The following is a 19,809-nucleotide window of genomic DNA, read 5'->3' on the forward strand; positions in this document are numbered from 1 at the left end:
TCCCCCATCTCGGCATTCACATATCGTTCACCTGTTCCTACTCAACGTAGAGACGGAGGCGCGGCGACAGAAGGGGGCCCATCCCGGGATCAGGGCCGAGCGGCGAGGTCGCGGTCCAGGGACGGTGCTGGTCAGAGGGTGTCTCGCGGTTCAGTCGGCGCGTACGGCGAGCGCCAGGAATCGGCTGTCCTCGTCGACGTACGACGTCATGCGCCAGCCCGAACCGGCCAGCAGCGGGCCGAGGTTCGCCTCCGCCCGGAGATCGGCCGGGGTGATCTGGCGCCCCTGGCGCGCAGCGAGCGCGGCCCTGCCGATCGGGTGGAACAGCGCCAACGCCCCGCCCGGCCGGACCACCCGAGCGAGCTCCCGGAGATTCCCCACCGGGTCCGCGAGATGTGCGAGCAGCCCCGCGGCGAACACCGCGTCCAGAGACCCCGTGCGCAGCGGCAGCGCCGCCACGTCCCCGAGCAGCAGCTGCCCGTCGAGGTGCCGCCCGGCTCGCACGGCGGCCTCCAGCATCGCCGGGGTCAGATCCGCCCCGAGGACCACACCGGAGGGGCCCACGGCCGTCCGCAGCGGCGTCAGGGCCCTTCCCGTACCGCAGCCCGCGTCGAGCACACGGTCACCCGGCCGCAGACCGAGGTCGGCGACGGCGGCGGCATAGGCGGGTCCGTCGTCGGGGAACCGGGCGTCCCAGTCGGCCGCCCGTGCCGTGAAGAACTCCTGGACGTGTGTGTGGTCGTCGCTCATGCTCCGCATGATCCCCCACCGTCGAGTGAGCGGGCACGGTGTGCATGTTCGAGCGCGAGGCGATCGTTCCGACGCATATATGCGCCACCTTCCACCACTTTTCGAAATGCGCCCCCTTGGTGCACCCGTGCTCCCACTAGCGTCCCGGAGCCATGGGACACCTGGACCACGCCACCTTCGGCTGGCTGACCCCCGTGCTGTCGTACGTGATGGCCTGCATGGGCGCGGCACTCGGACTGCGTTGCACCGTCCGTGCGCTGGGCGCCACCGGCCGCGCCCGCCGCAACTGGCTCGTCACCGCGGCGTCCGCGATCGGCACCGGCATCTGGACCATGCACTTCGTGGCCATGCTCGGCTTCGGTGTGAGCGGCACCGAACTCCGCTACGACGTGCCGTTGACCATCCTCAGCCTGCTCGTCGCCATGGCCGTCGTCTGCGGCGGAGTCTTCGCCGTCGGCTACAGCCGCAACCGCGGACGGGCGCTTCTTCTCGGCGGACTCACCACCGGACTGGGCGTCGCCAGCATGCACTACCTGGGCATGGCGGCGGTGCGGATGCACGGCGAGGTGACCTACGACCCGGCGCTCGTCGCGCTCTCCGTGGTGATCGCCGTTGTCGCGGCAACCGCCGCCCTGTGGGCGGCGCTCAACATCAGGTCGCCCCTCGCGGTCACCGTCGCCTCCCTGGTCATGGGCGGCGCAGTGAGCAGCATGCACTACACCGCCATGTGGGCGGTGCGCGTGGAGGTCGCTCCCTCCGGCGAGAACCTGCCCGGGGCCACGGCGATGCAGTTCATCTTCCCCCTCGCCGTCGGCCTCGGGTCCTATCTCTTCCTCACCTCGGCGTTCGTCGCGCTGTCACCGACGGCCGGGGAACGCGAGGCCTCCGCGTCGGCCCAACGGCCCGTCGGGAGCGCCGCCGCCCACTAGCAGCGCACCGCGGCGGCACGTAGGCACACCCAGACCACTCCGAGCGAGGAGGCCATGCGTACACCCGGCAGGACCTCGACCACCGGCGCCGAGACGCCGCCCCGGCCCGCGGCGCGCGGACGCCGCGCCCACGCGGGGCCACCGGCCGACGAGGGTTTCGACCCCGACGAGACCGGGGCCCCCACGACCGGCCCACCCAGACGCGAGGGCCGCCCGCACATACGCCCCCGCACCGTCCGAGCCAAGATCATCTGCCTGTTGATGGTGCCCGTCGTCTCCCTGCTCGCCCTGTGGGGGTACGCCACCGTCACCACCGCCCAGGACGTCGCCCGGCTGCGGCAGCTCCAGCGTGTCGACGCCTCCGTGCGCGCCCCGGTCGCCGACGCGGTCGCCGCGCTCCAGGCCGAGCGTGCCGCCGCCGTGCGGTACACCACGAGGCCCTCCGACGCACACGGGAGTGACCTGAAGACGCTCTCCCGGGCCTCCGATCGTGCGGTCGCCCGACTGCGTCTGGGCGGCCGGCACACCGTCGCCGACGGTATCGACCTGCCCGCCGGGGTCGCCGAGCGGCTCGCCGCCTTCGTCTCCGGTGCCGAGCAACTGCGCCCCCTGCGCGCGTCGGTGCTGGACCGTCGCAGCGGCTGGGCGCAGACGTACCGGACGTACACCACGACCATCTCCACGGCCTTCGGTGTGGGCGGCGCACTCAGCGGCATCCAGGACGCGGAAACCGGCTCCGACGCGCGCGTGCTGCTCGAGTTCTCCCGGGCGGCCGAGGCCCTCGCCCAAGAGGACGCGTTGCTGGCCGGCGCACGGCTCTCCGGCACCCTCGACGGCGAACGACTGCGTCTGTTCAGCGGCGCCGCGGGTGCCCGCCGCACGCTGACCGAAGCGGCTGCCGCCGACCTCCGTGGCCCCGAACGGGCGGCATGGGGCGACCTCGCCGAGGGCGACGCCTACACCGGCCTGAACGCCGTCGAGGACAAGGTGCTCGCGAGCCGTCCCGGCACCAAGGCGCTGACCGCCGCCCCGGAGGATGTCTGGGAGTCGGCCCACGCGCGCGTGCGGGACGGGATGCGGAAGATCGAGGTCGACGCCGGACGCGACGTGGCCGAGCGGGCCGACCCGTTCACGCGCGCCCTCCTCACCCCGGCCGGTGCCGCCGTACTCCTCGGTCTCGCCGCCGTCGCCGCGTCGCTCGTGATCTCCGTACGCATCGGGCGCGGACTCGTCGTCGAGCTGGTGAGCCTGCGCAACGGTGCCCTGGAGATCGCCCGCCGCAAACTGCCCCACGCCATGCGGAAGCTGCGGGCCGGAGAGGAGATCGACGTCGACGCCGAGGCCCCGCCGGGGCCCGCCGCAGAGGACGAGACCGGCCAGGTCGCCGAGGCGCTGCACATCGTCCACCGGGCCGCCCTCCGCGCGGCGGTCGAGCGTGCCGAACTGGCCGGCGGTATCTCCGGGGTGTTCGTCAACCTCGCCCGCCGCAGCCAGGTCCTCGTCCACCGCCAGCTGAGCCTCCTCGACAGCATGGAACGCAGGTCCGAGGACCCCGACGAGCTCAGCGACCTCTTCCGGCTCGACCACCTCACCACCCGGATGCGACGCCACGCGGAGAGCCTGATCATCCTGTCCGGGGCCGCGCCGGGCCGCGCCTGGCGCATGCCGGTCTCCCTGACGAACGTCGTCCGCGCAGCCGTCTCCGAGATCGAGGACTACGCGCGCGTGGAGGTACGGCAACTGCCCGAGGCGGGGATCGCCGGAGCGGCCGTCGCCGACCTCATCCACCTCCTCGCCGAACTCGTCGAGAACGCCGCCCAGTTCTCACCACCGCACACGCGCGTGCGGATCACCGGGGAACCCGTCGGCAACGGGTACGCCGTCGAGGTCGAGGACCGCGGACTCGGCATGGGCAAGGAGACCCTCGACGAGGCCAACCGCAGGATCGAGCAGTCGGAAGCCCTCGACCTCTTCGACAGCGACCGTCTCGGACTGTTCGTGGTGAGCCGACTCTCCTCCCGCCACGGCATCAAGGTCCATCTGAGGCCCTCTCCCTACGGCGGCACCACAGCCGTGGTCCTCCTGCCGACCGCTCTGCTGCACAACGGCACGACGGAACGTTCCCCCCTAGCCACCGTCGAGGCACAGCGACAGCCCGAGCAACGGGAGTACGCGCGCGTGCACGCCGGTCCGCGTCAGGACCCCGTGGAGCAGTCCGTCGACCGGCGGGCACTGATGGCTCCCGTGGCCTCCGCCGGGGAGCCCATGGCGGGCGGCCCGCCCGAACCGCCCCCGCCGGGCGTCACCGCCCTGCGGCAGCACCGTCCGCCGCAGGAGCCGGACCCCACAGGTGAACTGCCGCGCCGGGTACGGCAGGCCCATCTCGCCCCCCAGTTGCGCGACCGGCACAGCGGCGGCCCGGACCCGGCCCCGAGCCACGGGGGCGACGACGACCGCACCCCCGAACTCGTACGGGACCGTATGGCGGCCTACCGCGACGGCTGGACGCGAGGCGGCGGCAGGGCACCCGGACGAGGCATCACCCACGCCCCCGCGACGGGCGGCGACAGCAGCGAAGGAGACCCCGCATGATCCAGGACCCGACCACCAGGGCCACCGGACGGTCCGGAGAACTCGACTGGCTGCTGGACGACCTCGTAGTGCGCGTGCACGAGGTACGACACGCGGTGGTGCTGTCCAACGACGGACTCGCCGTCGGCGCGTCCACCGACCTCACACGCGAGGACGCCGAGCATCTCGCGGCCGTCGCCTCCGGTTTCCACAGCCTCGCCAAGGGGACGGGCCGCCACTTCGGCACCGGGGGAGTACGCCAGACCATGGTGGAGATGGACGACGGCTTCCTCTTCGTGGCGGCCGCCGGAGACGGCTCCTGCCTGGCCGTCCTCACGGCCGTCACCGCGGACATCGGCCTCGTGGCGTACGAGATGGCACGGCTCGTGAAACGCGTGGGCGAGCACCTCTACACCGCTCCTCGCGCCGGCGCGCGCCCACCCGTCGCCGGATGAGCGGGAACGAGCCGTGCTCATGACCGAGGACAGCACGAGCGCTCCGCACGAGCCGCCGGGCAGCCAGTGGTACGACCACGAGGCCGGGCCCCTCGTCCGCCCCTACGCGATGACCGGCGGACGCACCGCCCCCGGCCCCGGTGGAGTCCGCTTCGACCTGATCGCCCTGGTCTCCCTCCACATCGGCGCACCCGACGTCGACGGGGACACCTCACTCGGTCCCGAACACCGCACACTGATCGAACTGTGCCGGACCGAGACCCAGTCGGTCGCAGAACTCGCCGCCGGAGCCGACCTGCCGGTCGGCGTGGTGCGCGTACTCCTCGGTGACCTCCTCGAACTGGGCCACGTCACGGTCAGCCGGCCGGTGCCGCCCGCGCAACTGCCGGACGAGCGCATCCTGCGTGAGGTGATCGCCGGGCTGAGGGCACTGTAGTAATGAACAACAGTACGAGCCGTAGGGATGGGCAACGGTGCGGGTCGATCTCGTACGAACTTGTGCATCCAACCGGGCATCGAACACGCACGAGTCGGTCGATGCCAGGAAGAACCGGTCCAACCCCGCTCCGGAGCGGCAGTTGTGATGATGCTGGCTCCGCACAGCAGTACCGATGTCGACCTTGCCCCGCACTCCCGAGAGAAGTGATCGATGGCCTCCGAGCACTCCGACACGACAGACGACGACACGGGCGCCCTGGCATTGAAGATCCTCGTCGCCGGTGGTTTCGGCGTGGGCAAGACCACCCTGGTGGGGGCGGTCAGCGAGATCAAGCCGTTGCGCACCGAGGAACTCCTGAGCGAGGCCGGACAGTCGGTCGACGACACCGGCGCGGTGGACCAGAAGGTGACCACCACGGTGGCCATGGACTTCGGCCGCATCACCATCCGGTCCGGCCTGTCGCTCTATCTGTTCGGCACCCCGGGCCAGGACAGGTTCTGGTTCCTGTGGGACGAATTGGCCCAGGGCGCGTTGGGGGCGGTCGTCCTGGCGGACACGAGGCGACTCCAGGACTGCTTCCCGGCGGTCGACTTCTTCGAGCACCGGCACATCCCCTTCGTGGTCGCCGTCAACTGCTTCTCCGGAGCAGGCGCCTACGGCCCCGACGACGTGTCGCGCGCCCTCGACCTCGACCAGGGCACTCCCGTGGTCCTCTGCGACGCGCGGGACCGCGCCTCCGGCAAGGAGGTACTGATACGCCTCGTCGAGTACGCCGGACGGATGCACACCGCCCGGCTGCTCGACTCGGTGAGCTGACGCGCCCCGATCGGCCCGGTGCCGACAGGTGACGACCGGGTAGGCGCTCAGTCGGAGACGGCGGAGTACGCGAGGACCTTGTCCACACGCACCCGCACGAGAAGCTCGCCCGGTACGCCGTTGCGAGCGCCGAACTCCTCGGCCCGGTCCTCGCCCATGTAGCGGGCGCCTATGCGCGCGGCCCAGTGCCGTACTTCGTCGAGATCCTCGGAGAGCTCCGCCCGGCCTTCCAGCACCACGAAGTCGTACGGCGGCACATCGGAGTCCACACAGAGCGCCACACGGCCGTCCCTGGCCAGATTCCGTCCCTTGACACTTTCCTTGCCGGTGTTGAAGAGCAACTCGTCACCGTGCAGCAAGAACCAGATGGGCGTGACGTGGGGACGTCCGTCGGCACGGGAGATCGCCAGTTTTCCGGTGCGAGTCCCGTGTGAGACGAAGGCCCGCCATTCCTTGTCGGTCATCTTCTTTGCCATGTCCCCATCCTGCTTGCTCCTGCGGCAGCAGTGGGGAAGGCTGAACCGTCGAATCCTCCTCGCCAGGGGGAGCGACGAAAACGGGGAGTAGGAAAAATGCCGCAGAACGCGGGACTCGGTTGGTTGCTGGACGACTTGACCGAGCGGCTGCAACCCGTACGGCACGCACTGGTGCTGTCCAGCGACGGATTGGTCACGGCGGCCAGCACCGGGCTGAGGCGTGAGGACGCCGAGCACCTGGCCGCGGTCTCCTCGGGGCTGCACAGCCTCGCCAAGGGCTCGGGACGCCACTTCGGCGCCGGTGACGTACGGCAGACGATGATCGAGTTCGACGACGCCATACTCTTCGTCACCGCGGCGGGCGCGGGCAGTTGCCTGTGCGTGCTCAGCGCCGCGGAAGCGGACATCAGTCAGATCGCCTACGAGATGACCTTGATGGTGAACCGTGTCGGCGAACACCTCGGCGTGGACGCCCGACAACCCGAACCTTCCACCGCCAGGGACCTCTGACCTGCGGGTTCGATGGTCGGATGCAAGTTATCCACAGGCCCGCCACGACTTCCCGTGAACGGGCTACGGTTTTCCCGAGGCGACGCGCACCGGCGTCGCGGCACCACCGCACGGGGGAGAACCACCATGTCCGGCAACACCATCACACGACCTGCCCCACCCACCACGGCGGCCGTCGCCGCAGTACCGGCCGGCGCGGCCGACCGGCCACTCGCCCAGAGCCGCGCCGCACGTGAACTGAGCCTGAAACGAAGCGAACTCGACCTGGCCGTCCACCTCGGATGCGTACGAACCGTCCCCGACGAGGGAGGCGGAGGACGCCGAGTCGCCCGTAGCGAGATCGACCGGCTCCGCGCCGAGGAGGGCTTCCCCCAGACGCTGCGCGCACGGGTCCAAGCCGTCGGCTCCAAGGACGCCGCAGCGATCCTGGAGGTGGCGCCGACGCGTTTCGTCCGCCTCGCACGGCTGGGGCTCGTCACACCGGTCAAGTTCTATCTGAACCGCTACCGTGCCGTCGTCTGGCTCTATCTGGCGGACGAAGTACGGCGGTTCGCCGCCGACGAGAACAACGCCCCGTGGCTGACGGGGCGTCTCCCCCAGGAGCTGAGGACCCAGTTGGACGACGGCCTCGATCTGCGGCCCAGGAACTGGCGAGGGCGCCATCTGGGATTCCTGCTCCGGCAGGCCGAAGATCCCTGGGCGCGTGCCGCCGCGCCGGCCTCCCTCCTCGACCCCGTTCACCTCGCGGAGATCGTCCGGGATCCGTACGAGCGCGCCCATCTCAACCGCCACCGGCCCCCACGAACCGACCAGGGGCCGACCGACTCACCCGCGGCCCGGCTCACCGGCACGATCATGACGGCGGACGACCCCGACGAGATCGAGTGGCTTCGAGCGGACCTCCGGCAGGCTCTCGTCGAGGCCCGCGCCCACCGCCTGGCGCCGAGGCCCCGCAGGAAGGAACCGGCCCCGCGCCCGGCGAGGAACGTGAAGCGTCCCGCGAACCGCCCCGAGACACCGGGTCCGGCATCCGAGAAGCGCCACGGCCTGCTCGGCTGGCTGACGCGCAGACACCCCTGATCCGTCGACCGGGCGCGGTACGACCGGCCGCGGCCGCCGGCCGACGGACGCGTCAGGAACCGAGCTTGCGGAACAGTCCCTCCTGGACGACCGACACGAGCAGGCGCCCCTCCAGGTCGTAGATGCGGCCACGGGCCAGACCACGTCCGCCCACCGCGATCGGCGACTCCTGGTCGTACAGGAACCACTCGTCCGCACGGAACGGCCGGTGGAACCACATGGCGTGGTCCAGCGACGCCATGTCGAAGCCACGCGGTCCCCACAACGGCTCGACGGGAAGGCGGACGGCATCCAGCAGCGTCATGTCGCTGGCGTACGTCAACGCGCACGTGTGGACGAGCGGATCGTCCCCCAGAGGGCCCACGGCCCGCATCCACACCGCGCTCCGCGGTTCCGCGTGCTCGACCTCCTCGGGGGTCCAGCGCAGCCGGTCGACATAACGGATGTCGAAGGGCTGACGCCGCGCCATGCGCTGCAACTGCTCGGGCAGCGCGCCCAGATGATCGGTGATCTCCTGCGTCAGCGTCGGCAGTGACTCCGGGTCCGGCACCTCGCGGGCCGGTGGCAGCTGGTGCTCGAAGCTCCCCTCTTCAGGCTTGTGAAAGGAGGCGGTCAGATTGAAGATCGTGCGGCCCTGCTGCACGGCGGTGACCCGGCGCGTGGTGAACGACCGCCCGTCGCGGACCCGCTCGACCTGGTACACGATCGGCACCCCAGGACGGCCCGGGCGGAGGAAGTACGCGTGCAGCGAATGCACGGGTCGGTCGCCCTCGGTGGTGCGTCCGGCGGCGACCAGCGCCTGGCCCGCCACCTGGCCACCGAAGACCCGCTGCAAGGACTCCTGCGGGCTGCGCCCGCGGAAGATGTTGACCTCGATCTGCTCCAGGTCGAGGAGGTCGACGAGCCGCTCGGCGGGGTTGGTCGTCATCTGCCGGCCTCTCCAGTGCTCACAGTTGACCGACGTCGGTGACCCGGACGACGGCTCGGCCCTCGGCGTCGGAGGCCGCAAGGTCGATCTCCGCGCTGATGCCCCAGTCATGATCGCCGTTCGGGTCGGCGAAGGTCTGACGGACGCGCCACAACCCGTTCTGCGGCTCCTCCTCGATCATCAGCAGGCGAGGACCGCGGGCATCGGGACCGGTGCCGAGCTCGTCGTACTCGTCCCAGTACTTGTCCATCGCCTCACCCCACCGCTCGGCGTCCCAGCCGGACTCGGCGTCCAACTCGCCCAGTTGGTCGACCTGGTCGAGGGCGGCCAGCTCGACACGCCGGAACATGGCGTTGCGGACGAGGACACGGAAGGCGCGCGCGTTGGAGGTGACCGGCTTGACCTGGTCGGCCTTCTCCTGGGCCTCCTCGGCGGTCATCTCCTCGGGGTTGGCGAGCTGCTCCCACTCGTCGAGGAGGCTGGAGTCGACCTGGCGGACCATCTCGCCGAGCCAGGCGATCAGATCCTCCAGGTCGTCCGACTTCAGGTCGTCGGGGACGGTGTGATCGAGGGTCTTGTAGGCGCCGGCCAGGTAGCGCAGCACGATGCCCTCGGTGCGGGCCAGCTCGTAGTAGGACACCAACTCGGTGAAGGAGAGCGCCCGTTCGTACATGTCCCGGATCACCGACTTCGGGGACAGCGGATGGTCGCCGACCCACGGGTGACTCTTGCGGTACGTGTTGTACGCGTGGAAGAGCAACTCCTCCAGCGGCTTGGGGTAGGTGACGTCCTGGAGCCGTTCCATGCGCTCCTCGTACTCGACGCCGTCCGCCTTCATCGCCGCCACGGCCTCACCGCGCGCCTTGTTCTGCTGGGCCACGAGGATCTGCCGCGGGTCGTCGAGCGTCGACTCGACGACGGAGACCATGTCCAGGGCGTACGACGGCGACTCCGGGTCGAGCAGCTCGAACGCGGCCAGCGCGAACGTGGACAGCGGCTGGTTGAGCGCGAAGTCCTGCTGGAGGTCGACGGTCAGACGGACGATGCGGCCCTCGGCGTCCGGCTCGTCCAGCTTCTCGACGATGCCGCCGTCGAGCAGCGAACGGTAGATGGCGATGGCCCGCCGGATGTGGCGCAGCTGCTGCTTGCGCGGCTCGTGGTTGTCCTCCAGCAGCCGGCGCATCGCCTCGAAGGCGTTGCCCGGCCGGGCGATCACCGACAGCAGCATCGTGTGCGTCACCCGGAAACGGGATGTGAGCGGCTCCGGATCGGAGGCGATGAGCTTCTCGAAGGTGTTGTCCGTCCAGCCGACGAACCCCTCGGGCGCCTTCTTGCGGACCACCTTGCGGCGCTTCTTCGGATCGTCGCCCGCCTTCGCGAGCGCCTTCTCGTTCTCGATGACGTGCTCGGGCGCCTGCGCCACCACGAACCCGGCGGTGTCGAAGCCCGCCCGTCCGGCGCGCCCCGCGATCTGGTGGAACTCACGGGCGCGCAGCGTCCGCACCCGGCTGCCGTCGTACTTGGTCAGCGCGGTGAACAGCACCGTGCGGATGGGGACGTTGACGCCTACGCCGAGCGTGTCAGTGCCGCAGATGACCTTCAGGAGACCGGCCTGGGCCAGCTTCTCCACCAGACGCCGGTACTTGGGCAGCATCCCGGCATGGTGGACACCGATACCGTGCCGGACGTAGCGGGAGAGATTGCGGCCGAACTTGGTGGTGAACCGGAAGTTGCCGATCAACTCGGCGATCTGGTCCTTCTCCTCCCGCGTGCACATGTTGATGCTCATCAGCGCCTGCGCCCGCTCCACGGCCTGCGCCTGCGTGAAGTGCACGATGTAGACGGGCGCCTGCTTGGTGGCGAGCAGCTCCGTGAGCGTCTCCGTCAGCGGCGTCAGGACGTACTCGTACGACAGCGGCACGGGGCGGGTGGCCGAGCGGACCACGGAGGTGGGGCGGCCGGTGCGCCGGGTGAGGTCCTTCTCGAACATCGAGACGTCGCCGAGGGTCGCCGACATCAGGATGAACTGGGCCTGCGGCAGCTCCAGGATGGGGATCTGCCAGGCCCAGCCGCGGTCGGCCTCCGCGTAGAAGTGGAACTCGTCCATGACGACCTGGCCGACATCGGCGTCCTTGCCGTCGCGCAGCGCGATGGACGCCAAGACCTCGGCGGTGCAGCAGATGACCGGAGCGTCGGCGTTCACGGACGCGTCGCCGGTGAGCATGCCGACGTTCTCGGTACCGAAGATCTTGCACAGCTCGAAGAACTTCTCCGAGACCAGCGCCTTGATCGGGGCCGTGTAGAAGGTGACCTCGTCACGGGCGAGGGCGGCGAAGTGCGCGCCTGCCGCGATCATGCTCTTGCCGGAGCCGGTGGGTGTCGACACGATCACGTTCGCGCCGGAGACCACCTCGATGAGCGCCTCCTCCTGATGGGGGTAGAGGGTGAGACCGCGTTCCACGGCCCACGACTCGAAGGCTTCGTAGAGGGCGTCGGGGTCGGCGGTCCGCGGCAGCTGATCGATGAGGGTCACGCCCCCATCTTGCCTGCCCGCGCCCCCAACGCGGGAATCGGATACCCGGCCGAAGATCGCGAACGCTACGCTGTGGCGCCGACGGAGCGTCGACGCATGTGGACAACTGGACAGCGGCCCGGGGCAACTGGACAGCGGGACAGAAGGAATGGGGCGGGGCACGGCCATGATGGGACCAGCACACTCACTGTCCGGGGCCGCGGCCTGGCTCGGCGTAGGGGCGGCGGCAGCCGCGACCGGGCACACCATGCCCTGGCCGGTCCTCCTGGCCGGTGCGCTGATCTGCGCGGGCGCCGCGCTCGCCCCGGACCTGGACCACAAGGCGGCGACGATCTCCCGTTCCTTCGGCCCGCTCTCCCGCTGGGTGTGCGAGATCGTCGACAAGCTCTCGTACGCCGTCTACAAGGCGACGAAGAAGCAGGGCGACCCACGCCGCTCAGGCGGGCACCGCACGCTCACCCACACCTGGCTGTGGGCGGTGCTGCTCGGTGCGGGGGCCTCCGCCTTGGCGATCATGGGTGGCCGCTGGGCGGTGTTGGCCATCCTGTTCGTGCACATGGTGCTGGCGATCGAAGGGCTGCTGTGGCGGGCGGCCCGCGGGTCGAGCAGCGACGTGCTGGTGTGGCTGCTGGCGGCGACCAGTGCCTGGATCATCGCCGGCGTCCTGGACAAGCCGGGCAACGGGGCGGACTGGCTGTTCACCGAGCCGGGCCAGGAGTACCTGTGGCTCGGCCTGCCGATCCTGCTGGGCGCGCTGGTGCACGACATCGGCGATTCACTGACCGTCTCGGGCTGCCCGATCCTGTGGCCGATACCGGTGGGCCGCAAGCGCTGGTACCCGATCGGTCCGCCCAAGGCGATGCGGTTCCGGGCCGGCAGCTGGGTGGAGCTGAGGGTGCTCATGCCGGTGTTCATGGTGCTCGGGGGCGTGGGAGCCGCCGCGGCCCTGAACGTCATCTGACAGCGCGGGCCGGCAGCCGGGCAGGGTCAGCCCGACACGGAGTCCTCGTCCACGATGTGCATCGCGGCCTCCTCGGCGGAGGCGGCCGCGCCGTCGATGCCCACGTCGGTGGCGATCAGCCCGCTCTCCTCGTCCTCGTGCGCACCCTCGTCGGGGGCGACGAGACGGCCCGAGCGAAGCCCTCCCACCTCGTTGTCCACCAGCTCACCGTCGGTGTCCTGCGCATCGCCGATGCCGTCCCCGTCGACCGAGGTGACGTCCGGCAGCTCCTCCGCGAGCCGCTGCTCCAAGGTCTCGCCGCGCAGCCGCTCCGCGGCGGTCACACCGGTGTGCTCCACCGCCCATGGCCGCTCCGGTGGCGACCAGCCCCGGTCGAGCGGGTCGTCCACACCGTCGGCGACCAGGGTGTCCTCGGCGTCCAGCAGCCCGGCGTCGTCCTGGATCTCCGATCCATCCGGCTGGTAGACGTCGTCTCCCCATCCGCCGGCTCTGTCCACGGGTACCTCCAGTGGTGGGACGGGCCCGGTGCCACCGTGCGGCGACGGTGGGCGCACGAACCCCTGGGCGACGGTCCGACCCCCGCGAACCGGGCGGTTCACGGGCGTCCCCCGAATCAGTGCCCACCACCAGAGTTCCACTCGCCGTCGGCACCACGCAACGTCAGGGGACGGGGCCCGGCAGCGAGCGCACTGTCTGCCTCGGCCCGGCGGCCCGCGTCCTGGCGGTGCGGCGACCGTGAGGCGTCAACCGCACCGACCCCCGCTACCGCGCGGCCCACGACAGGGCGTGCGCGACGGCCGACGGAGCGCGATCGGCCGACGCGCCGCCCTGTCGGCGAGGACCGGCTCGGAGGCGGTGGCCTCCTGAGCCGGCCGGGCACCGGCTCAGCCGTGCCAGGACCGCCACAGGGCCGCGTACGCGCCGTCCGCCGCGACGAGCTGGTCATGGCTGCCCAGCTCGCTGATGCGGCCGTTCTCGACGACGGCGATGACGTCGGCGTCGTGGGCGGTGTGCAGACGGTGGGCGATGGCGACGACGGTACGGCCGTCGAGGACACGGGCGAGGGAGCGTTCCAGATGCCGTGCCGCACGCGGGTCGAGGAGCGAGGTCGCCTCGTCCAGGACCAAGGTGTGCGGGTCGGCGAGGACCAGCCGGGCCAGCGCGATCTGCTGGGCCTGCGCCGGGGTGAGCGTGAACCCGCCCGAGCCGACCTCGGTGCCCAGGCCGTCGTCGAGCGCCCGCGCCCAGGAATCGGCGTCGACCGCGCCGAGCGCCGCCCACAGCTCGGCGTCCTCGGCGTGGGTGCGGGCGAGCCGCAGGTTGTCGCGCAGGGTGCCGACGAAGACGTGGTGCTCCTGGTTGACGAGGGCCACATGGGAGCGGACGTCCTCGGCGGGCATCCGGGACAGCTCGGCACCGCCGAGGGTGATCCGGCCGTCGCGGGGCGCGTAGATGCCGGCGAGGAGCCTGCCCAGCGTGGACTTGCCCGCCCCGGACGGGCCGACGAGGGCCAGCCGGGTGCCGGGCGCGACCTCCAGGGACACCTTGCGCAGCACGTCGACGCCCTCGCGGTACCCGAAGCGCACCTGGTCGGCGTGGACATGGCGTCCGTCGGGAGCCACGTCCGGGTCGCCCGCGCCCGGTTCGATGTCCCGTACGCCGACCAGCCGGGCCAGCGACACCTCGGCGACCTGGAGCTCGTCGTACCAGCGCAGGATGAGGTTCACCGGCTCGACGAGCATCTGGGCGATGAGGGCGCCCGTCGTCAGCTGGCCCAGCCCGATCCAGCCCTGGAGCACGAACACACCGCCGACGATCAGCACCGCGCCGAGGACCATGGTGTGGGTGAAATTGATGACCGGGAAGAGCACCGAGCGCAGCCACAGGGTGTACCGCTCCCAGGCGGTCCACTCGCGGATGCGCTGGTGGGACAGGTCGATGCGGCGCGTGCCGAGGCGGTGGGCCTCGACGGTGCGTCCGGCGTCGACGGTCTCCGCGAGGACGGCGGCGACGGCCGCGTACCCGGCGGACTCGGAGCGGTAGGCGGAGGGCGCCCGTTTGAAGTACCAGCGGCAGCCCGCGATCAGCAGGGGCAGGGCCAGCAGGACGGCGAGCGCCAGCGGCGGAGCCGTCACGGCGAGCCCGCCGAGGAGGAGGGCCACCCAGACCACGCCGATCGCCAGCTGCGGCACGGCCTCACGCATCGCGTTGCCGAGGCGGTCGATGTCGGTGGTGATCCGGGACAGCAGGTCACCCGTTCCGGCCCGCTCCAGGACCCCCGGCGGCAGGCCGACCGACCGGACGAGGAAGTCCTCGCGCAGATCGGCCAGCATCCGCTCGCCCAGCATGGCTCCGCGCAGCCGCACCTCCCGTACGAACACCGCCTGGACGACCAGGGCGACGACGAACACCCCGGCGGTCAGCTCCAGATGGAGTTCGCGGGCCCCGTCGGAGACCCGTTCGACGAGTTCGCCCAGCAGGTAGGGGCCCGCCATCGAGGCCACGACGGCGATGGTGTTGACGGCGATGAGCAGGGCGAAGGCCCGGCGGTGGCGGCGGAACAGTTCGGCCACGTAGGCGCGGACGGTCGCGGGAGCGCCGACGGGCAGGGTGTTCGCCGTCGTCGGGGCGGCCGGGTCGTACGCCGGTGGAGCCACGCCGATCATGCGGTCTCCTCGATTTCTTCCAGTTCGTCCAGCACATCGCTGAGCGCGGTCCTGCGGTCCTTCGGCACGGTGTCCTCGCGCGGCGCGGCACCACCCCGGCCCAGGGCGTCCGCAGCCGTCTCCTCGTCCGTCTCGCGGGTGACGACGGCCCGGTATCGCGGCTCCCTGCGCACGAGTTCGCGGTGCACGCCCACCGCCGCGACCTCGCCCTCGTGCACCAGGACCACGCGTTCGGCGAGGTCGAGGAGGAGCGGGGAGGAGGTGAGGACGACCGTCGTGCGGCCCGCGCGGAGGGACCGGATGCCGTCGGCGATCCTCGCCTCGGTGTGGGAGTCGACGGCGGAGGTCGGCTCGTCCAGGACCAGGACCTCGGGGTCCGCGATCAGGGAGCGGGCCAGGGCCAGCCGTTGGCGCTGCCCACCGGACAGGGACCTGCCGCGTTCGGTGATGCGTGCGTCCAGTGGGTCCTCGGCGCCCAACGAGCCCTGCGCCAGGGCCTCCAGGACGTCATCGCACTGGGCGGCGGCCAGCGCCTCCTCGGCGGTGACGTCGCCGGAGGCGGGTACGTCGAGCAGTTCGCGGAGGGTGCCGGAGAGCAGCACCGGGTCCTTGTCCTGGACGAGGACGGCCGTGCGGGCGGAGTCGAGCGGCAGTTCGTCGAGGGGGACACCGGCCAGGAGTACCGACGTGCCCTCCTCCGGGGCGTGTCCGCCGAGCCGTTCCGCGAGCCGCCCGGCGGCGTCCGGGTCGCCGCACACCACGGCGGTGAGACATCCGGAGGGGGCGAGCAGTCCGGTCGCCGGGTCGTACAGGTCCCCGGACGGCACGGCGGCCTCCCGCGACCCCTCGGTGGCGGTGGTCCGTTCCAGGGACAGCACCCGTGCGGCCCGTTTGGCGGAGGGGCGGGAGAAGGAGTACGCCATCGCGATCTCCTCGAAGTGCCTGAGGGGGTATCCCAGCAGCATCACCGCGCTGTACACGGTGACGAGTTCGCCGACGGTGATCCGGCCGTCGCGGGCGAGACCGACGCCGTACCAGACGACCGCGATCATCAGCAGCCCCGGCAGTAGGACCTGGATGGCGGAGATCAGGGCCCACATACGCGCGCTGCGGACGGCGGCGTGGCGGACCTCCTGGGAGGCGCGGCGGTAGCGGTCGAGGAAGAGGTCCTCGCCGCCGATGCCGCGCAGCACACGCAGCCCCGCGACGGTGTCCGAGGCCAGTTCGGTGGCGCGTCCGGCCTTCTCGCGCTGTTCGTCGGCGCGTCGGGTCGCGCGGGGCAGCAGCGGCAGTACGGCGAGTGCGAGCACGGGCACGCCGATGGCGACGACGATGCCGAGCGCGGGCTGGTAGACCACCAGGGCGACACAGACCAGTACCACGGTGAGCGCCGCCGCGGTGAAGCGGGAGACGGCCTCGACGAACCAGCCGATCTTCTCGACGTCGCCGGTGGAGACGGCGACGACCTCGCCGGCCGCCACCCGGCGGGTCAGCGCGGAGCCGAGCTGCGCCGTCTTGCGGGCCAGCAGTTGTTGGACTCGGGCGGCGGCGGTGATCCAGTTGGTGACCGCGGTGCGGTGCAGGAAGGTGTCGCCGAGCGCGATGGTGAGGCCGCACAGCGCCAGCAGCGCGCCCGACAGGGCCAGCCGGGTGCCGGAGCGGGCGACCACGGCCTCGATGGCGACACCGACACAGAACGGCAGTCCGGCCACGGAGGTGAAGTGCAGCAGTCCCCACGCCAGCGCCTTGAGCTGTCCGCCGAGCTGGTTGCGGCCCAGCCACCACAGGAATCGGGGACCCGAGCGTGCGTCGGGCACGCCGGGGTCTTGGAACGGAAGGTCTTGAATCTGCATGACGTCCCTGTGGGTCGTGTCAGAGGAGGGGGGATAAAGGTGCAAAAGGGGCGATGGGGCCCGGCGGCCGGCCGTGAAAGGTTCGCGTCACCGCGCGGTCGGAGGCAAACGGTTTTCCGTCGACGGGCAAAGTTTCGGCCTGGACCGCCCCTGTGACGCCGGGCGCGCGGGGGCGGTGGACGCGGAGAGCCGGCGCGCGGTGCGACGATGGAGCGCATGCGAATAGGCGGTACGGGGTGGAGGGCGGTCGGCGGTGCGAGCGGGGTCGAGGGCGTGAGGCGAGCCGGTGCGGTGATGGTGGTCTGCGGGGCACTGGTGGTGTCGCTGGCGGCGTGTGCTGGTTCGACCGAGACGGGCACGGCCGGCAAGGGCGACACGGGCTCGGGTGGCAGGGCGGGGCATTCCGAGGCGCGCAAGGCCGATCCGACCCGTATCCCCGACGTGGGTGACCGCCTTCAGAAGCAGATTCCCGCCGACTCCCGTCAGGTCGTGGCCGTCTACGGAGAGGGCGTGAACGACGCCGACTCCAAGATCGTCCTGTACACGAAGAGCGGTTCCGCCTGGAAGGAGACCAGGACCTGGCTGGGCCACAACGGCAAGAAGGGCTGGACGGCCGACCACCACGAGGGTGACAAGCGCAGTCCCGTCGGGGTGTTCACGCTCAGCGACGCGGGTGGCGTCCTCGCCGATCCGGGGGCGAAGTTGCCGTACAGCCAGTCGCCGTCGTTCCAGGCGCCGCACTACTGGGCGAAGTCGCACTGGAACGACTTCGACTACGTCATCGCCATCGACTACAACCGGGTCAAGGGCACCTCGCCGATCGACCCCACACGCCCCGAGGGCCAGTCGAAGGGCGGCAGCATCTGGCTGCACATGGACCACGGCAGCGGAACGTCGGCCTGCGTCAGCCTGTCCAAGTCGGGGATGGAGTACCTGCTGCGCACCCTCGATCCGGCCGCGCACCCGGTGATCGTGATGGGGGACAGGGCGGCGCTGAAGGCCTGAGCGCCAGGAGGTCTGCGGTCAGGGCTCCGGGAGGTGTCTCCGGCCACTCATGTGGCCGGGGGTGTCATTGTGTGCGGCGTCGACTGCCCGTAGAACTCCGCCCATGAGAAACCGGATCATCATGTCCATGCTCACCGGGGCGACCGTCCTGGTGAGCACTCTTCTGGGAGCCGCCCCGGCCCGGTCGGCCACCCCGGACCCACCAGCCACCGCGACGGCCGATGCCGCGGTGGCCGCGACGGCCCCCACCGCCACCGTCGCCGGCGCTGCGCTCGACGTCCCGGCCGAGTTCGGCAGCGACTGGCACGACCCCGTCACCGCAGCCCCGCCCGTCATCCGGCCCGAGCACGCGAAGTCCTGCGAAGTGACCGTCGCCAAGGCTCAGTTCAGGGACTTCACGCCCTACAAGGGCACCTACGCACCCCCGGCTGGGTGCGGGAAGCGCTGGAGCAAGGTCGTCCTGCGCCTCGACGGCAAGGTCAAGGGCCGCCAGTACGACCGCCTCGGCCATCTCCACATCGGCGGCGTCGAGGTCTTCCGCACCTCCACGCCGCAGCCCTCGCCCGACGGCATCGCGTGGTCCGTCGAGAAGGACGTCACCCGCTACAGCGACACCCTGCGGACGGCGCAGCCCGTGGAGATGCTCATCGGCAACGTCGTCGACGACACCTACACCGGCGTCCTCGACGTCAAGGTGACGCTGACGTTCTACGCGGGCAGGCCCACGGCGAAGGCCGCCGCGACCGTCCCCGACCGCGTCCTCACCCTCCAGGACGGCAACACCCTCACCACCCCGCGCAACAGCGAACGCGTCGTCGCCGAGGTGTACGCCACCGGCTCCGGCGGCGGCTGCGAGGAGTACTGGTATCTGACGGTGCCCGAGACGGCGCCCTACTCCTGCACGGCCCACGACGGGCCGTACCGCGAGGTGCGGATCGAGGTCGACGGGCAACTGGCCGGGATCGCCGCGCCGTTCCCGACCGTGTGGACCGGTGGCTGGTCCAACCCCTTCCTCTGGTACGTGGTCCCCGGCCCCCGGGCATTCGACATCCAGCCCATCCGCTACGACCTCACCCCCTTCGCCGGCCTCCTCAACGACGGGCGCCCGCGCCGGGTCGAGGTCTCCGTCGTCGGCGTACCCGAGGGGCAGAGCGGCTGGAGCACCCCCGTGAACGTACTGGTCTGGCAGGACGAGAAGAGCGCACACGTCACCGGTTCCCTGACGGAGGTGCGGGCGGGCGACCTGGCCAACTCGTCCACGTACACGCCCGGTACGGAGCACCGGCTCGACACCGAGGGGAGCCACCGGCTGACGGTCACCGGACATGTGGACACCTCGCACGGCAGGGTGACGACCACCGTGCGCCGGAGCCTCGCCCACACCTCCGTGCACACCTGGTCGGACGGTGAGAATCCCGATGCCCTCGACGGGCGGTGGAGCGACGACGAGACGGTCACCGTTGACGGGCGCGGCCCGGCCCGAACCACCCGCACCCAGCGGTCGTACACGATGGACGGGACGACGACGCTCGGCGCTGGCGACCGGCTGCGGACGGTGCTCACCCTCGGCGACCGGGCGACGGTCACCGAGACGTACGGCGGTCGGCGTACCGCGTGGTCCCGGCTCGACGACAGCTACACGGGTGACGCCACGTACACGGCGTTCGTCCCGCGTGACCAGCGGCATGCCGTCGGCACGACCAGGGAGCGCTACCGCCTGTACGGGACGGGCGGCTGCTACGACCGTTCCCTGGTCTCGGTACAGGGAGTGCTGACGGAGGACCGAAGGGCCTGCTGACACCAAATGCGTGTGTTGTGACGTCTGTTCGATGATTTA

Annotated in this window: 17 protein-coding genes; 10 read left to right on the plus strand and 7 right to left on the minus strand. The window is 71.1% G+C overall.

The features are described from left to right. Nucleotides 1-150: 150 nt before the first annotated feature. Complete coding sequence (locus tag SMA5143A_RS24375; RefSeq protein WP_107464982.1) at nt 151-750, minus strand: class I SAM-dependent methyltransferase; 600 nt, start codon at nt 748-750, stop codon at nt 151-153. Nucleotides 751-902: 152 nt separating this feature from the next. Between SMA5143A_RS24375 and SMA5143A_RS24380 the strand changes: the two genes are divergently transcribed. The 5 genes from SMA5143A_RS24380 to SMA5143A_RS24400 all read left to right on the plus strand — a co-directional run bounded on the left by SMA5143A_RS24380 (nt 903) and on the right by SMA5143A_RS24400 (nt 5,960). Continuing rightward, the gene (locus SMA5143A_RS24380) at nt 903-1,679 is read left to right on the plus strand and encodes an MHYT domain-containing protein (RefSeq protein ID WP_107464983.1); all 777 of its coding nucleotides are present in this window, start codon (nt 903-905) and stop codon (nt 1,677-1,679) included. A 54-nt stretch (nt 1,680-1,733) separates the two neighbouring features. Next, nucleotides 1,734-4,271: a sensor histidine kinase gene (locus tag SMA5143A_RS24385; protein WP_107464984.1), complete on the plus strand. Its 2,538-nt coding sequence runs from the start codon at nt 1,734-1,736 to the stop codon at nt 4,269-4,271. Continuing rightward, nucleotides 4,268-4,705, plus strand: a complete 438-nt coding sequence (locus tag SMA5143A_RS24390; protein WP_107464985.1) for a roadblock/LC7 domain-containing protein — start codon at nt 4,268-4,270, stop codon at nt 4,703-4,705. The genes SMA5143A_RS24385 and SMA5143A_RS24390 overlap by 4 nt, the downstream gene beginning before the upstream one ends. 19 nt (nt 4,706-4,724) lie before the next feature. Further along, nucleotides 4,725-5,141, plus strand: a complete 417-nt coding sequence (locus SMA5143A_RS24395; protein ID WP_107464986.1) for a DUF742 domain-containing protein — start codon at nt 4,725-4,727, stop codon at nt 5,139-5,141. 213 nt (nt 5,142-5,354) lie between these two features. Further along, nucleotides 5,355-5,960 (plus strand): GTP-binding protein, encoded by a 606-nt coding sequence (locus SMA5143A_RS24400; RefSeq protein ID WP_107464987.1) that lies wholly within the window; start codon nt 5,355-5,357, stop codon nt 5,958-5,960. 47 nt (nt 5,961-6,007) lie between these two features. Here SMA5143A_RS24400 and SMA5143A_RS24405 read toward each other — a convergent pair whose 3' ends face one another. After that, nucleotides 6,008-6,436, minus strand: coding sequence for a PPOX class F420-dependent oxidoreductase (locus SMA5143A_RS24405; RefSeq protein ID WP_107464988.1), 429 nt, complete (start codon nt 6,434-6,436; stop codon nt 6,008-6,010). A gap of 96 nt (nt 6,437-6,532) precedes the next feature. Between SMA5143A_RS24405 and SMA5143A_RS24410 the strand changes: the two genes are divergently transcribed. Then, nucleotides 6,533-6,946 carry a roadblock/LC7 domain-containing protein gene (locus SMA5143A_RS24410; protein WP_107464989.1) on the plus strand — a complete coding sequence of 138 codons (414 nt, stop codon included), beginning with the start codon at nt 6,533-6,535 and terminating at the stop codon, nt 6,944-6,946. A 126-nt stretch (nt 6,947-7,072) separates the two neighbouring features. Continuing rightward, entirely contained in the window at nt 7,073-8,026 is a 954-nt protein-coding gene (locus tag SMA5143A_RS24415; protein WP_107464990.1) for a DUF6397 family protein, read from the plus strand. Nucleotides 8,027-8,078: 52 nt separating this feature from the next. Here SMA5143A_RS24415 and SMA5143A_RS24420 read toward each other — a convergent pair whose 3' ends face one another. Further along, nucleotides 8,079-8,954 carry an acyl-CoA thioesterase gene (locus tag SMA5143A_RS24420; RefSeq protein WP_055521406.1) on the minus strand — a complete coding sequence of 292 codons (876 nt, stop codon included), beginning with the start codon at nt 8,952-8,954 and terminating at the stop codon, nt 8,079-8,081. A 19-nt stretch (nt 8,955-8,973) separates the two neighbouring features. After that, nucleotides 8,974-11,487, minus strand: coding sequence for a DEAD/DEAH box helicase (locus SMA5143A_RS24425; protein WP_107464991.1), 2,514 nt, complete (start codon nt 11,485-11,487; stop codon nt 8,974-8,976). Between the two features lie 166 nt (nt 11,488-11,653). On the opposite strand from SMA5143A_RS24425, the gene SMA5143A_RS24430 reads away from it, so the two are divergent. Beyond that, on the plus strand, nt 11,654-12,448 hold the full coding sequence (locus SMA5143A_RS24430) for a metal-dependent hydrolase (RefSeq protein WP_099969087.1): 795 nt from the start codon (nt 11,654-11,656) through the stop codon (nt 12,446-12,448). Nucleotides 12,449-12,474: 26 nt separating this feature from the next. Here SMA5143A_RS24430 and SMA5143A_RS24435 read toward each other — a convergent pair whose 3' ends face one another. The 3 genes from SMA5143A_RS24435 to SMA5143A_RS24445 all read right to left on the minus strand — a co-directional run bounded on the left by SMA5143A_RS24435 (nt 12,475) and on the right by SMA5143A_RS24445 (nt 16,967). Continuing rightward, a complete protein-coding gene (locus SMA5143A_RS24435; protein WP_107464992.1) occupies nt 12,475-12,945 on the minus strand; it encodes a DUF5709 domain-containing protein in 471 nt (156 codons plus the stop codon). A 387-nt stretch (nt 12,946-13,332) separates the two neighbouring features. Beyond that, a complete protein-coding gene (locus SMA5143A_RS24440; RefSeq protein ID WP_107464993.1) occupies nt 13,333-15,114 on the minus strand; it encodes an ABC transporter ATP-binding protein in 1,782 nt (593 codons plus the stop codon). Continuing rightward, a complete protein-coding gene (locus SMA5143A_RS24445) occupies nt 15,111-16,967 on the minus strand; it encodes an ABC transporter transmembrane domain-containing protein (protein WP_107464994.1) in 1,857 nt (618 codons plus the stop codon). Before SMA5143A_RS24445 ends, SMA5143A_RS24440 begins: the two co-directional genes overlap by 4 nt. A gap of 294 nt (nt 16,968-17,261) precedes the next feature. On the opposite strand from SMA5143A_RS24445, the gene SMA5143A_RS24450 reads away from it, so the two are divergent. Then, nucleotides 17,262-17,972, plus strand: coding sequence for a L,D-transpeptidase family protein (locus tag SMA5143A_RS24450; RefSeq protein ID WP_181362004.1), 711 nt, complete (start codon nt 17,262-17,264; stop codon nt 17,970-17,972). 103 nt (nt 17,973-18,075) lie between these two features. After that, nucleotides 18,076-19,770, plus strand: coding sequence for a peptide-N4-asparagine amidase (locus SMA5143A_RS24455; RefSeq protein ID WP_107464995.1), 1,695 nt, complete (start codon nt 18,076-18,078; stop codon nt 19,768-19,770). Nucleotides 19,771-19,809: the final 39 nt, after the last annotated feature.

The organism is Streptomyces sp. MA5143a (assembly GCF_900290235.1).
In the GTDB taxonomy this organism is placed as follows: Bacteria; Actinomycetota; Actinomycetes; order Streptomycetales; family Streptomycetaceae; genus Streptomyces.

What these genes read in the sequence shown, in the direction of transcription:
- SMA5143A_RS24420 (WP_055521406.1), bottom strand. Translation starts at nt 8,954, where the DNA reads ATGACGACCAACCCCGCCGAGCGGCTCGTCGACCTCCTCGACCTGGAG.
- SMA5143A_RS24390 (WP_107464985.1), top strand. Translation starts at nt 4,268, where the DNA reads ATGATCCAGGACCCGACCACCAGGGCCACCGGACGGTCCGGAGAACTC.
- SMA5143A_RS24445 (WP_107464994.1), bottom strand. Translation starts at nt 16,967, where the DNA reads ATGCAGATTCAAGACCTTCCGTTCCAAGACCCCGGCGTGCCCGACGCA.
- SMA5143A_RS24430 (WP_099969087.1), top strand. Translation starts at nt 11,654, where the DNA reads ATGATGGGACCAGCACACTCACTGTCCGGGGCCGCGGCCTGGCTCGGC.
- SMA5143A_RS24395 (WP_107464986.1), top strand. Translation starts at nt 4,725, where the DNA reads ATGACCGAGGACAGCACGAGCGCTCCGCACGAGCCGCCGGGCAGCCAG.
- SMA5143A_RS24400 (WP_107464987.1), top strand. Translation starts at nt 5,355, where the DNA reads ATGGCCTCCGAGCACTCCGACACGACAGACGACGACACGGGCGCCCTG.
- SMA5143A_RS24450 (WP_181362004.1), top strand. Translation starts at nt 17,262, where the DNA reads ATGGTGGTCTGCGGGGCACTGGTGGTGTCGCTGGCGGCGTGTGCTGGT.
- SMA5143A_RS24410 (WP_107464989.1), top strand. Translation starts at nt 6,533, where the DNA reads ATGCCGCAGAACGCGGGACTCGGTTGGTTGCTGGACGACTTGACCGAG.
- SMA5143A_RS24405 (WP_107464988.1), bottom strand. Translation starts at nt 6,436, where the DNA reads ATGGCAAAGAAGATGACCGACAAGGAATGGCGGGCCTTCGTCTCACAC.
- SMA5143A_RS24440 (WP_107464993.1), bottom strand. Translation starts at nt 15,114, where the DNA reads ATGATCGGCGTGGCTCCACCGGCGTACGACCCGGCCGCCCCGACGACG.
- SMA5143A_RS24380 (WP_107464983.1), top strand. Translation starts at nt 903, where the DNA reads ATGGGACACCTGGACCACGCCACCTTCGGCTGGCTGACCCCCGTGCTG.
- SMA5143A_RS24415 (WP_107464990.1), top strand. Translation starts at nt 7,073, where the DNA reads ATGTCCGGCAACACCATCACACGACCTGCCCCACCCACCACGGCGGCC.
- SMA5143A_RS24385 (WP_107464984.1), top strand. Translation starts at nt 1,734, where the DNA reads ATGCGTACACCCGGCAGGACCTCGACCACCGGCGCCGAGACGCCGCCC.
- SMA5143A_RS24375 (WP_107464982.1), bottom strand. Translation starts at nt 750, where the DNA reads ATGAGCGACGACCACACACACGTCCAGGAGTTCTTCACGGCACGGGCG.
- SMA5143A_RS24455 (WP_107464995.1), top strand. Translation starts at nt 18,076, where the DNA reads ATGAGAAACCGGATCATCATGTCCATGCTCACCGGGGCGACCGTCCTG.